Genomic DNA, 13,392 nt, shown 5'->3' on the forward strand with positions numbered 1-13,392 from the left:
CAGGAGCCCCCGGCGTGACGGGGCGCGGGCGCCGGAAGGCGCCCCCGCCCCGCTGAGCGGTCAGTCGCTCACCAGGTCCTCGGCCTGTTCCTGGCTCGCTATCGCTCCGGCCCAGACCCGGACTTCGGCCAAGCGGGCGGGCAGGAAGTACTTCCACGCCCCGCCGTTGAATCCCTTGCCGATGGCGAACTCACCGGAGCCGGCCTTCGCCGTGAACAGCTTCGGCTCCGCGTTGAGTACGTAGCCCACCCGGAGCGAAACCGTCGCGTCCTGCGCGTCGAAGATGCCGGTCAGACGCACGGGTGAGTCGATCGCCGCTTCCTCGTCCGACACCACCGAGGAGGAAGTGCCGTCAGCGTTCAGCCGCCCGAAGCGCCAGAACCCGACCGGTACCTGCCTCTCCTCCAGCGTTTCCTCGTCCAGCACGGTCTTATGGCCCGTGACCTCGAACCACAGCCCCCACGCGGAACCGTCGGCCGTCCGCTGGCCGAGGACCTGTCCGACGTGGCCGACCGGTTTCGCGGCCAGCTTCGCCTCGTCCAGCGACACCAAGGTGGTCACCGTGAACGAGCCCGTGTCGTCCACCAACGGAGCGGTCGCCGTGGCCGCGTCGTCCACACCGTCCAGAACCAGTTCCTCGCCATCCAGCGATGCGCCACCGGTCAGCGTCAGACCACGTCCGTAACCGGAAGTGGTGTCACCGATGACCGAACCGCTGCCCCGCGACGGCAACCAGTCCGCGACCAGCTCGGTGGCCGCATAGCCCGGAGCCGTGAGCAGTCTCGCCTCGCCGACGATCTCGTCCGACGACAGGACTCGCTGCCACACCGCGACCTCGTCGATGCTGCCGGGGAAGTAGTACTGATACCTGTCGGCCCACTTGTACCGGCCGATCTGCAGAGCGCCCGCCGCCTCCCAGGTACCCGCGTTGATCCTCTTGCCCTGCAAAACACCATTGACGTAGAACACCACTTCCTGAGTGGCGGGGTCATAGCTGCCCGCCACATGTGTCCACGCGTTGAGCTGGGCCGGCTTGAGGCCGCAGATCCCCAAGTAGGCGTTGCCCGTGGCCTCGTCCTTGTCCTTGGTACCGAAACACCAGGTGTCAAGCTGCCTGTGGTACCAGATGATGAAGGGGCTGTAGTGCGCGCCGTCCTGCGACAGGACGATCGCGTCGGACGCCTTGCTGTCCAGCCGCACCCAGGTGGAGACCGTGTAGGCGGACCGGGTCTCCAGGGCGGGACCGCCGGTCGCCGCATACCCGGTGGTGCCGTTCAACGACAGCCCCTTGTCCGTGACCGGAGCCGGCAACAAATCACCCAGTGCGTCGTGCGTGATCAGCCCGCGGCGACCGCGATCGTCCCGCACCGCCCCTCCGGCAAGGGTGACGTCGTCGGCACCGTCAGCCGTGGCGGCGTCCTTGGCATCCCCGTCCGCCTCGTCGAAGTGCCACCGGCCGACCGGTCCCTCACCCGCCGCGACAAGGAAGTCCACCAGATTCTGCGCGCCCCACCGGCCGACCGTGTCCTTCGCCCGGACGTACAACCGAAACGTTCCCGGCTTCGACGGCGTGATCGTTTCCTTGACCGTCGCACCAGCACGCTCCGCCGACCACGCGGCGTCCTGCGAAAGCCGGTACTGATACGCCACATTGCTGTCACCCGCCGCAGCGGAAAACGTGAACGCATCCTTCACCCCCGGACCACCACCGGGCGCACACGCATTGGTGGTGCACTCCGTGTACGTGGTACCAAAGGTGATCTTCGGGGCCTTCGGAGCAGTCGGGTCGACCTTGAAGTAACACCAACCGGTCGTCGAGGCATTCGACGGACCCGGCAACTGACTCTTCCCCCCGTTGTAATACGAACGCGTCCACGACCGGTACCGGTACAAGGTGCCCTCCACGAGAGCCGGAGACGACGCCGAGAGCTTCACGTTGTCACCGACATAACCAGTCGTCGGACGCTCCATCTCAGTGATCGCGTTCGACCACGTACCGTCGGACGCCTTCTTGTCCACGTCCATCGCCACCCGCAACTGCGCGTCCTTCTCACCCCCGGACGCCGTCTGAGGAGTGGCGGTCAGCGTCGGCGTGGGGTCGGACACGATCGCGGGATCGGACTCCTTCGTCTCACACACCGTGCCCGAGCCGGTCACCAACCCGATACCGGTCGGCTTGGCCGGCAGCCCGACGAAATCCACCGCCAGCACCGCGTCGTTCCTGAACCGCTTCCAAGCCCCGGTGTCACCCTCGTCATGCGCCTTGAGCATCAGCGTCAGCCGGGAGAACTTCCCCGCGGCGAAATCACGGACCGTCGGCGTCAGATTCTCGTTTGTCTCGTCCGGGTTGTCCCTGAACTCGATCGGTGCGTCAGGCGCATCCGGATCACACAACGAACCCCGCCCGGCGGACACATGCCGGTCCACCATCAGGTCCAGATCCTTCGGCCTGGACGACCAGGTGGTGGAGGACGAGATGTTGTTCGTACGGACCAGATCCACCCACCGCGGGTCGCACTGGAACGCCCACGGCTCCGTCACCCGGAACGTCACATCCAGAACCTGCTTGCCCTTCAGGCTCGCCGGAGAGAACTCGAAATACAGCCGCTGCACATACCCCGGCCCGCAGTAATACCCGCTCCAGGTACCGCACTTACCGACACCCTTGCCCTGGCCGTCATCCCCGTTGCCCCACCCGTAGGACTCATACCCGTCCGAGCGCAGCAGCGTCCGCTCCGACTCCCCCCACGTCACCGTCGGATCGATGAACAGCGGAAACGCCTTCTCGTCCGTCTTCGCCAACATGTCGGCGTCCGGGACGACGGCGAGGGCGTCCTTCGCGACCTCCACATCGATACGGGCAACGTTGTCCCCCTGGCCCGGCTCGATGCCCGTACCGGACGGCGCCGTCTCCGCGGCGTCACCGGGTACAGCCGGATCCTCGACCTCGGACTGCACAGCACTGCCCTTGAGTGACGCAGGCGGGCTCGTGGCCGCTGCACCCGCCGAGTCCCACATCCGGGCCGGCGGCGCACGAAAGACCGTCTGTCCGTTCCCATCCACCGCGGTGAGGTTCCCGGCGGCGCCCGTGCGGACCTCAAGCCCCTTCGCCTTCAGCCCGAACGACAGCTTCTTCAACTCCGCAGCAGCAGCCGCCTCGGGAGTCTTGACCACCAGCACCTGCTGGAAACTCTCGACGGTCGCCGTGACCATCAGATCCACATCCGGCAGCACATCGCCATAGACCGCGCTCGAACCATCGATCCGAGGTGCCGGAAGTTTCGTCGGCCAGTCCAGTTCGAGCGACCGCCCCCGCTTCGACAGCTTCACGAGCGCATCGTCACCACCACCGGAGAACACCATGTCCACCGCCGCCGCCTTCGGACCCACGGACCCGTCCGGCCGACGCTCCAGCGTGGCATCCGGCGCCTGCCAGTCCCCCTCGCCCTTGGCCACTCTCACGGGAACGACGGACTGCTCAAGAGTGAACGTGAAACCGTCAGGATTCGCGAACACCGTCGTCCGCTCCGAACGCTCCCCGACCACCTCCACGCGGCTGCCCGAGGCCTTCGCCTCCGCCAGAGCCCGCCCACCCTCGCTCAGCCCGGCGGAGTCCGACGCAGCGGTGACCGCGTGACTCTCCGGGACCGGCAACACAAGCAGCGACAGCGCGGCAGCCACTGCCACGCCGCCCAAACGCCGTCTTCGAGCAAACCGAAACCCCGTATCGAACTCCACAAGCCCCCACCCCAGAGTCACACGCCCGACACAAACGAAGCTGGAGTCAACGACAGGTCAACTCCCGCCGTCAAGGCCCGAGTTCGCAATCACAAACATCGAGCGCATCCCCCAGCGAAACAATCGGCCGACTTGCCGGAATTGATTCGCGTCACGAGTCGGCACGCTGCGTGAGCAAGGGCGGCCACCCGCACCCTCGAGACGAATGAAGCCGACCGTTCCGCCAGGACTTCACGGCTAATCGGAATGAGGCAATCCGGTACGGTCGCAAGCAGTCACCGCCGGGCGGCCCGCAGTCGATGTGATGCACATCACGCTTCGACCGGGGTGCGGCACACCTCCCACACCATCCCGCGACAGCACCCCGGCCACACCGCAGGCAGCCACTCAAGTAACGCTTTGATTGCCACCGCGATGCAGACCATTGACGCCCCGGAATCCGCGCCTTACCGTCCTTCCACCGAATAGGAAACCTTCCTAACAGAGGGCAGGTGCAACGGTCATGGCCGGAACCACACCGGGCACCCCCCGCGTTCTGCGGGCCATGAACGACCGGGCCGCCCTCTATCTGATGCTGGAGCACGGCCCCCTCTCGCGGACCCGGATCGGGAAGCTGACCGGGCTGTCCAAGCCGACCGCGTCGCAGCTGCTCGCGCGGCTGGAGGCGGCCGGGCTGGTCGTCGCCACCGGGACCGTGGCCGGGCGGCCGGGGCCCAACGCCCAGCTGTACGCGGTGAACGCGCGGGCCGCGCATGTCGCGGGGCTGGATGTGAACACCCACCGGATCGTCGCCGCCGTCGCCGATGTGACGGGTGAGACGGTCGGCGAGTTCGAGCTGCGCACCCCGGGGCGGCGCGCCGACTCCGTGGTGCGGCAGGTGGCGGAGGCGCTGGACGGGGCGGTCAAGGACGCCGGGCTCACCCGCGCCGATGTGCACCGGGTCGTCATCGGCACCCCGGGCGCCTTCGACCCCGAGACCGGGCGGCTGCGGTACGCCTCACATCTGCCCGGCTGGCACTCCCCCACCCTGCTGGACGAGCTGGCCGCGTTCCTGCCGATGCCGGTCGAGTACGAGAACGACGTGAACCTGGTCGCGGTGGCCGAGCAGCGGCTCGGTGCGGCGCGCGGGCACGACGACTTCGTCCTGCTGTGGAACGAGGAGGGGCTCGGTGCCGCTCTCGTCATCAACGGGCGGCTGCACCGGGGCTTCACCGGTGGTGCCGGCGAGGTCGGCTTCCTGCCGGTGCCGGGCGCCCCGCTGGTCCGCCAGGTCACCAAGGCGAACTCGGGCGGCTTCCAGGAGCTGGCGGGCGCGCAGGTGCTGGCCCGGCTGGCCCGGGAGCTCGGCATCGACGACGCGCCGGTCCGCGGCTCGGGCACCCATCACGAGGTCGCGGCCGGCCTGATCACCCGGGCCGCCGAGGCCGCGGAGGCGGGCGAGGACGGCCCGTACCCCCGGCTCCTCGATCTGTTCGCCACGGGCCTCGCGACCGGCCTCGCCTCGATGGTCGCCGTACTGGACCCGGAGGTCGTCGTGCTGTCCGGCGAGCTGATCACGGCCGGCGGGGAGCCGCTGCGCAGCCGGGTCGAGTCCGAGCTCGCCGAGCTGGCGGCCTCCCGGCCCCGGCTGATCGCCGGGGCCGTGACGCATCGCCCCGTCCTGCGCGGCGCGCTGGAGAGCGCACTCGCCACCACGCGTGACGAAGTCTTCGACACGTCACACTGACCGGAAACCGGAGTAAAGGGCTGACCTTTGACTTCCTCCCCCTCATGAACGAGGGGGATTCCTACGGCTCGCGCCGTGGGGGTTTCTGCTTCGGCGCCGACTGCCCGCCCGGAGAACTCCGTTGAGGTCTTACACCAGCTCCACAGACTGTTACCGCCAGCCCGGCGGCCAGAAGGTTCTTCGCTGCGTTCACGTCCCGGTCGTGGGTCGCTGCGCAGTCGCACGTCCAGGTACGGACGTTCAGCGGCATCTTCTCGGTGAGGGTGCCGCAGGCGGAGCACAGCTTGGACGAGGGGAACCATCGGTCGACGGCGATCACCTCGCGCCCGTACCAGGCGGCCTTGTACTCCAGCATGGAGCGGAACTCGCTCCAGCTCGCGTCCGAGATGGCTCGGGCGAGCGTGTGGTTCTTGACCATGTTGCGCACGGTCAGGTCCTCGATCACGAGCGTTTGGTTTTCACGCACGAGCCGAGTGGTCAGCTTGTGGAGCAGGTCACGGCGACGGTCGGCGATCCTCGCGTGGATCTCGGCGACCTTGCGCCGGGCCTTGGCCCGGTTGGCGCCGTCGCCCCTGGCCTTGCGGGACAGTTTCCGCTGAGCTTTGGCGAGTCGGGCGCGGTCCCGGCGTTCGTGCCGGGGGTTAGCAATCTTCTCCCCGGTGGAGAGGGTCAGCAGGTGGTCCAGGCCGACATCGATTCCGACCGCGCTGTCGGTGGCGGGGAGGGGCTGGACGGTCGGGTCGTCACACAGCAACGAGACGAACCAGCGTCCCGCCGCGTCCTGGGAAACGGTCACCGTGGACGGCCTCGCCCCCTCGGGGAGCGGCCGGGACCACACGATGTCCAGCGGTTCGGTCATCTTCGCCAGGGTCAGCGCCCCGTCACGGAAGCGGAACCCGCTGGTGGTGTACTCCGCCGACTTCCGCGACTTCTTCCGCGACTTGAAGCGCGGGTACTTCGCCCGCTTGCCGAAGAAATTGGTGAACGCGGTCTGCAGGTGCCGCAGCGTCTGCTGGAGCGGCACCGACGAGACCTGGTTGAGGAACGCCAGCTCCTCGGTCTTCTTCCACGCCGTCAGCATCGCCGACGTTGCGTTGTAGTTGACCCGCTCCTGCCGCACCCATGCCTCCGTGCGGGCGGCGAGCGCCAGATTGTAGACCTTCCGCACGCAACCGAACGTGCGCGACAGCTCGGCTGCCTGCGCATCAGTCGGACAGAAGCGGTACTTGAACGCCCGCTTCACACGGCTCGCGGTCACGCTCACAAACTAGCCATACTCCGAGTTAAGATCAAATCTGCGGGTCACAGCACGGCCTTTCGCCCCGGGAGCGAAACCCCGTTCCTTGCCCTGCTCCGCAGGAGTCCGTTTCCTCTCCGCCCTGAAGGGCGGAGTATCCACGGAGGAATCCGATGAAGCTCGCAGTAGTTGGTGGCGGGTCCACCTACACACCTGAACTGATCGACGGCTTCGCCCGGCTGCGGGACACGCTGCCCATCGAGGAGCTCGTGCTCGTCGACCCGGCGGCCGACCGTCTCGAACTCGTCGGCGGCCTCGCCCGGCGGATCTTTGCCAAGCAGGGCCACCCGGGACGGATCGTCACCACCGCGGACCTCGACGCGGGCGTCGCCGACGCCGACGCGGTCCTGCTCCAGCTGCGCGTCGGCGGCCAGGCCGCCCGCAACCAGGACGAGACGTGGCCGCTGGAGTGCGGCTGCATCGGCCAGGAGACCACCGGGGCCGGCGGCCTCGCCAAGGCGATGCGCACCGTCCCGGTCGTCCTGGACATCGCAGAGCGGGTCCGCCGCACCAACCCGAACGCCTGGATCATCGACTTCACCAACCCGGTCGGGATCGTGACCCGGGCGCTGCTCCAGGCCGGCCACAAGGCCGTCGGTCTGTGCAACGTAGCCATCGGCCTCCAACGTAAATTCGCCAGGCTGCTCGACGTCACCCCCGGTGAGGTGCACCTCGACCATGTCGGGCTCAACCACCTGACGTGGGAGCTCGGGGTGCGGCTCGGCGGCCCTGACGGCGAGAACGTCCTGCCGAGGCTGCTCGCCGAGCACGGCGCCGCGATCGCCGACGATCTGCGCATGCCCCGGGCGATCGTCGACCGGCTCGGCGTCGTCCCCTCGTACTACCTGCGGTACTTCTACGCGCACGACGAGGTCGTGCGGGAGCTCGGCACCAAGCCGTCCCGGGCGGCCGAGGTCGCCGCGATGGAGAAGGAACTCCTCGCCATGTACGGCGACCCGGCGCTGGACGAGAAGCCCGCGCTGCTCGCCAAGCGCGGCGGCGCCTTCTACTCGGAGGCGGCGGTGGACCTGGCGTCCTCGCTGCTGGGCTCGGGCGGCTCCCCGGTGCAGGTGGTCAACACGTACAACAGGGGGACGCTGCCGTTCCTGCCGGACGACGCGGTGATCGAGGTGCAGGCCCGGGTCGACGGCACGGGCGCGACGCCGCTCGCCGTTCCGGAGCTGGACCCGCTGTACGCGGGGCTGATCGCCAACGTGACGGCGTACGAAAACCTCGCCCTGGAAGCGGCGCTGCGCGGCGGCCGAGCCACCGGGCGGGCGGGCGGGAGAGACGCAGTGTTCAGGGCGCTGCTCGCCCACCCCCTGATCGGCCAGTTCGAGTACGCCGAGGCGCTCACCGACAAGCTGATCGCACACAACCGGGAGCACCTGGCGTGGGCGTGAGCGCTTCGGTCCTCGCGATCGACGCGGGGAACAGCAAGACCGATGTGGCGCTGATCGGTGAGGACGGAACAGTGCTGGCGACGGCCCGCGGCGGTGGCTTCCAGCCGCCGGTGGTCGGCGTGGAGGCGGCGTTGGACGTCCTGGCCCCGCTGCTCGGACAGGCCCTGGCCACGTCCGGGCGGAGCGTCGACGGCGTGGAGCACGTGTCGGCGTGCCTGGCCAACGTCGATCTCCCGGTGGAGGAGGCCGAGTTGACCGAGGGTCTGGTCCGCAGGGAGTGGGGCCGCACGGTCGAGGTGCGCAATGACACGTTCGCGATACTGCGCGCCGGGGTGGACGAGCCTCGGGGCGTGGCGGTGGTCTGCGGCGCGGGGATCAACTGTGTCGGCATGGTGCCGGACGGGCGGACCGCGCGCTTCCCCGCCATCGGCCGGATGTCCGGTGACTGGGGCGGCGGTTCGGGGCTGGCCGAGGAGGCCATGTGGTTCGCCTCGCGGGCCGAGGACGGCCGCGGTGGGCCGACCGAGCTGGCGCGCACGCTGCCCGCGCACTTCGGGCTCGACTCGATGTACGCGCTGATCGAGGCACTGCATCTGGGCCGGGTCGAGTCCGAGCGCCGGCACGAGCTGACTCCGGTGCTCTTCGCGACCGCGGCGGCCGGGGACCCGGTGGCGGGCGCGCTGGTGGACCGGCTGGCGGAGGAGGTCGTCGCGATGGCGTCGGTCGCGATGGGCAGGCTGGACCTGCTGGACGAGGAGGCGCCGGTGGTGCTGGGCGGCAGCGTACTGGCGGCCCGCCACCCGCGGTTGGACGCGAAGATCGCCGAACTCCTCGCGGTACGCGCCCCGAAGGCGGTGCTCCGGGTGGTGACGGAGCCGCCGGTGCTGGGGGCCGCGCTGCTCGGCCTGGACCACACGGGGGCGGCGGCCGGGGTGCACGAGAGGCTGCGTGCGCAGTACAGCTGATCCGGCCGGTCTCTTCCCGGGGGCGTCCCGCGGCGATGCGCGTCGCGGGACGCCCCTTGCGTACGGGAACCGATCAGTTGTCCCGAACGTGTTCATGGATAGGGAGATCGGTCCGCTTCGGGGATTGGTCCGCCGATCGGCTTGATCGGCGGCTCAGGCCTTGATCGAATGCGTGTGCTCGCATCCTCGTGCGTGTGATCGCATCCGTGGATCGATGCGGGATCCGGACGTTCGTGGTGTGGATGTCGGTCCCTGCGGCCATACTTCTGGCCGGGCACCATCCCCCGACCGGCCGGGGGCCGGGCCACCGTCAGTGACCGAGGGGGAGGTCGAGTGACATACCAGCCGAATGTACGCACCACGCCGGAACACACGCGGGCGCAGCCGCCCGCGCCCGCGACCGTACCCGTTCCGCCGCAGCGCGGTGCCTGGTCCGCGACGGCGGAACGGCTGCGGACCGCGGCGACGACCGAACCGGGCAGGCTCCGGATCGTCGGAGCCGTACTGGCCCTGCTCGTCGTCGCGTTCGGGGCCGTGACGGCCTTCGAGATCGCCGACCGGGCGTCCGCCGCCGACGACGTGGTGGGCCGCAGCCAGCCGCTGAGCGCCGACGCGGCGGCCATCTACCGCTCGCTGGCGGACGCCGACACCACTGCGGCGAGCGGCTTCCTGGCCGGGGCGCAGGAGCCGCTCGATGTCCACGACCGGTACGACAGGGACATCAAGGAAGCGTCCCGGCTGCTGGTGAAGGCCGCCGCCAACACGGACGCGTCGACGAAGTCCGGGCACGAGATCACCACGCTCAACGAGGAACTCCCCCGGTACACGGGCCTGATCGAGCGGGCCCGCGCCAACAACCGGCAGGGCCTGCCACTGGGCGGTGCCTATCTCCGGTACGCCAACCAGCAGATGACCAACGTCCTGCTGCCGGCCGCCGAACGGCTGTACGCGGCGGAGACCGGCCGGCTCGGCGAGGACAACGACGCGGCCAGGGCTTGGCCGTTCTTCTCGATCGGGCTCGGAGTCGTGGCACTGGCCGCGCTGTTCTGGGTCCAGCGGCGCAACTACCGCAGGACGAACCGGGTGTTCAACCACGGGCTGCTCGTCGCGACCGCGGCGTCCACCGTGGTGCTGCTGTGGCTGGCCGTGGGGCACACGGTGGCGCGGTCCGAGCTGCATGCCGCCGATGTGAACGGGCAGCAGTCCCTCGATGTGCTCAACCACGCGCGGATCGACTCGCTGAAGGCGCGCGCCAATGAGAACCTCACTCTGGTCGCCCGCGGCGCGGTGCTCACCCCGGACGGCAAGAACGACAAGTACGAGACCGACTACACCACGGATATGAAGGCCCTCGGTGAAGAGCTGAAGAGAGCCGGGAAGCTTGCCGACGACGACCAGGGGAGCGGGCCGGTGACGAAGGCCGTCGACGCCGTCTCCGAGTGGCAGGGCCGCCACCGGACCGCCCGCACGGCCGACGACAGCGGCGACTACGAGGGCGCGCGGGCGCAGATCATCGGGCCGAAGGACTCGACGGGTGAGTCCTTCGAGCGGGTGGACGACGCGCTGGAGCTGGCGCTCGCCCATGAGCAGGACGAGTTCACCCGGGCCGCGAAGGACGGGCGAGGGGCGCTGGGCGGGCTGCCGACCGGGGCCGCCGCGCTGGCCGCGCTGGCCGCCGTGGCCGCGATCGTCGGAATCAACCGCAGGCTCTCGGAGTACCGGTGAGAGGGGGAGCGATGACCAGGAAGCGCACGGGCCGGTGGTCCGCCCGCGGCGGGCTGCGCGGCTGGGGCGGGGTGACGGGCATGGCCGTGGCCTGCGCGGTGACGGCCTCGCTCACCCTGCTGCCGCTCTCCCACGGCGGCGCCGACGCCTTCGGCGGTGACGCCTCGGGGCCGGGTACGGCTCAGGCCGTGCAGACCAGGGCCGACGACTGCACGGACCCGGAGGCGAGCCTTCCGCCGAAGTCCGACAGCGGTCCGAACATCGAGAAGATCAGGCAGCGCGGAAAGCTGATCGCGGGCGTCGACCAGAACAGTTTCAGCTGGGGATACCGCAATCCGGCAGCCGACAAGGGCAAGGACAAGCTCGAAGGGTTCGACATCGATCTGGTGCGGGCCATCGCCGAGAACATCCTGGGCGACCGTGACGCGGTGATCTACCGGGCCATCCCCACCAACCAGCGGATCGCCGCCCTGGAGAACGACAAGGTCGATGTCGTCGTCCGGACGATGACGATCAACTGCAGCCGGCTGAAGCAGGTCTCGTTCTCCACGGCCTACTTCCAGGCCGGGCAGCAGGTCCTCGCGCCGAAGGACTCGACGATCACCGGGTTCGACAAGTCCCTGACCGGCAAGCGGGTCTGCACCGCCGAGGGCTCCACCGCGTACGAGGCGCTGGAGAAGCAGTCGTTCGGCGCGGTCTTCAAGGACCCGCACGACGGCACCGAGGCGGACGAGGACCGGCTCACCGTCCCCAACCAGCTGGACTGCCTGGTGCGGCTGCAACTGGGCGAGGTCGACGCGATCGTCACGGACAACGCTCTGGCGGCCGGCCAGGCCGCCCAGGACCCGGCGGTCGAGCTCAAGGACGACAAGCCGTTCACCACCGAGTACTACGGCGTGGCGACGAAGCGCGGAGCGAACGATCTGGTGGCCCGGGTCAATCAGGTCCTGGTCGACTACCGCAAGGGTGGTGCGAACAGCCGCTGGATGCAGTCGTACCGGAACTGGCTGGAGGATGGTCTGCCGGGGATATCGGCCCCGCCGGCCCCCAAGTACCGGAGCAACTAGTGCCGGGTCGGCCGGGTGTGCGCGACGGCGCGGACCCCGTCGGCGAGGCAGTGGACCTGATCCTGCCGGGCCCGTCCCGGCAGGAGGAGCGGAGAGGTGATCGATGGGCGTCGCGGGCCCCTTCCCCGGCCACGCGGGGAGCCCCCCCGGCCCGGTCATGGACCGGGACGAGGTGGACCGTGCGCTGGGCCGGCTGGGCGCGGAGCACGAGGCGATCGAGACCTCGCTCCTCGCCCTGCAGGACCACGCGGGCCGCCGGCTCCTGGAGGGCGCCGATCTGACCGGTGTCACCAAGGAACGCTGGGCCACCACCGAGCAGTCGATCACGCTGCTGTGGGGGTATTTCGACGCCTACGCGGGGGCGCTGGCCGAGGCCCGTTCGGTGCGGGCACGTCGGCGCTACCCCAACCGGGACGATCTGCTGGCCCTCACCGAACTGCTGCGCGGCCAGGGCATCACCGTGGCGCACGCGGCGGGCCGCCCCGATTCGTCGATCACCGGCCCGGCCAAGCTCTCCGAGCGGTTCACGCTGGAGGAGCTGGTCACCCGGATGAACGAGCTGTACGCCCGTTCGCTGGACATGGTCGTCGCGTCCGACGCCGTGTGGTCCGCGCTGCCCGCCCGGATAGACCTGCTCGCCGCCGAGCTGCACCGCACCCGGTCGCTGGCGCACTCCGTCGGCGTACGCCCGGGCGAGCACCCGTCGGGTGACGACCTGGCGGCGATCACCCATGAGCTGACCACGCTGCGGGCACAGGTGATCTCCGATCCGCTCGCCTTCTGGCTGTCGGGGCCCGGGAGTTCGGCGCCCGGCGGCGGCCGCCCGGACACGACGCGCTACGACCGGGCGGCCCGCGCCCTGGACGAGGTGCGCCGCGAGATCGAGGCCGTGCTCGCGGTCCGGCAGGACGCCGAGCAGCGGCTGGTCCACCTGCGGGACGTCCTCTCCCGCGCGGACCGCACCCTGACCGAGGCCCGGTCGGCGCGCGGCGAGGTGCTGGCGAAGATCGCCGCGTCCGAGGTGCCCGCGGTGAGCGGTCCGGCGACCGCGCTCCAGGAGCGGCTGGCTGCCGCTTCGGAGTACCGCAGGCACGCCCAGTGGCACCGGCTCTCCCCGCTCCTGGAGACGCTGGAGCGCGAGGCCGAGGAGGAATTGCTGCGGGCCCGTGAGTCGTTGACCGCGGTCACGGCCCCGCTGGCCGTCCGGGCGGAGCTGCGCGGCAGGCTCGACGCGTACAAGGCGAAGGTCGCCCGGCACGGTCTGGCCGAGGACCCGCTGCTGATCGAGCGGTACGACGCGGCGCGCCGGATGCTGTGGAGCGCGCCGTGCGATCTGCGGGTCGCCACACAGGCGGTGCTGCGCTACCAGGAGACGGCGGCCGAACTGCTGTCCCAGCGCCGGGCCGCGGGACCGGAGGACCGGCGGTGAGCACGTGCACGTACACGCCGGAAGGGCCACTGCTGCGGCGGG

8 protein-coding genes are annotated in these 13,392 nt (G+C 69.9%); 6 read left to right on the plus strand and 2 right to left on the minus strand.

Going from position 1 to position 13,392, the window contains the following annotated elements:
- Window positions 1–60 precede the first annotated feature (60 nt).
- Window positions 61–3,687, minus strand: a complete 3,627-nt coding sequence (locus OH735_RS12255) for a LamG-like jellyroll fold domain-containing protein (protein WP_406381445.1) — start codon at window positions 3,685–3,687, stop codon at window positions 61–63.
- A gap of 553 nt (window positions 3,688–4,240) precedes the next feature.
- Here OH735_RS12255 and OH735_RS12260 point away from each other — a divergent pair.
- Complete coding sequence (locus OH735_RS12260; RefSeq protein ID WP_406381446.1) at window positions 4,241–5,464, plus strand: ROK family transcriptional regulator; 1,224 nt, start codon at window positions 4,241–4,243, stop codon at window positions 5,462–5,464.
- 61 nt (window positions 5,465–5,525) lie between these two features.
- On the opposite strand, the gene OH735_RS12265 is transcribed toward OH735_RS12260, so the two are convergent.
- Window positions 5,526–6,722 (minus strand): RNA-guided endonuclease InsQ/TnpB family protein, encoded by a 1,197-nt coding sequence (locus OH735_RS12265; RefSeq protein WP_406381448.1) that lies wholly within the window; start codon window positions 6,720–6,722, stop codon window positions 5,526–5,528.
- A 152-nt stretch (window positions 6,723–6,874) separates the two neighbouring features.
- On the opposite strand from OH735_RS12265, the gene OH735_RS12270 reads away from it, so the two are divergent.
- From OH735_RS12270 to OH735_RS12290, 5 genes are all read left to right on the plus strand, one after another.
- The gene (locus OH735_RS12270) at window positions 6,875–8,164 is read left to right on the plus strand and encodes a 6-phospho-beta-glucosidase (RefSeq protein WP_406381450.1); all 1,290 of its coding nucleotides are present in this window, start codon (window positions 6,875–6,877) and stop codon (window positions 8,162–8,164) included.
- Window positions 8,155–9,129 (plus strand): N-acetylglucosamine kinase, encoded by a 975-nt coding sequence (locus OH735_RS12275; RefSeq protein WP_406381451.1) that lies wholly within the window; start codon window positions 8,155–8,157, stop codon window positions 9,127–9,129. The genes OH735_RS12270 and OH735_RS12275 overlap by 10 nt, the downstream gene beginning before the upstream one ends.
- Window positions 9,130–9,462: 333 nt before the next feature.
- A complete protein-coding gene (locus OH735_RS12280; RefSeq protein WP_406381453.1) occupies window positions 9,463–10,854 on the plus strand; it encodes a hypothetical protein in 1,392 nt (463 codons plus the stop codon).
- Window positions 10,855–10,865: 11 nt separating this feature from the next.
- Window positions 10,866–11,921 (plus strand): glutamate ABC transporter substrate-binding protein, encoded by a 1,056-nt coding sequence (locus tag OH735_RS12285; RefSeq protein WP_406381455.1) that lies wholly within the window; start codon window positions 10,866–10,868, stop codon window positions 11,919–11,921.
- Window positions 11,922–12,024: 103 nt separating this feature from the next.
- Window positions 12,025–13,350, plus strand: a complete 1,326-nt coding sequence (locus tag OH735_RS12290) for a hypothetical protein (RefSeq protein WP_406381457.1) — start codon at window positions 12,025–12,027, stop codon at window positions 13,348–13,350.
- Window positions 13,351–13,392: the final 42 nt, after the last annotated feature.

This window comes from Streptomyces sp. NBC_01618 (assembly GCF_045209435.1).
Taxonomy (GTDB): Bacteria; Actinomycetota; Actinomycetes; order Streptomycetales; family Streptomycetaceae; genus Streptomyces.